Origin of the sequence: Microvirga pakistanensis, from assembly GCF_004458765.1 — a bacterium.
GTDB lineage: Bacteria > Pseudomonadota > Alphaproteobacteria > Rhizobiales > Beijerinckiaceae > Microvirga > Microvirga pakistanensis.
In genome coordinates this window covers 1-223 of record NZ_SPJX01000484.1, presented here as the reverse complement: position 1 = coordinate 223, position 223 = coordinate 1, and the positions used below count along the sequence as shown (strand labels likewise).

General features: G+C 65.5%; 1 pseudogene. It reads left to right on the top strand.

What is annotated here, in order from left to right:
• A pseudogene (locus E4K09_RS22000) lies at positions 1-223 on the top strand (RNA polymerase factor sigma-32); the annotation flags it as partial.

Sequence of the window (223 nt, the reverse complement as noted above, 5' to 3'; positions counted from 1 at the left end):
GATCGCCGAAGCGATCGGCGTCTCCAAGGCCGATGTGGCCCTGATGGATGCCCGCCTTTCGGCCCCCGACACATCCCTCAACGCACCGGTTCTCGATGCCGATCCGTCCAATTCCGCCGAGCGCGTGGAATTTCTCGTGGATTCGAGCCCGCTGCCGGACGAGAGCGTGAGCGACGTCATCGACACCGAACGCCGCGTGCGCTGGCTCAAGCAGGCGCTCGAA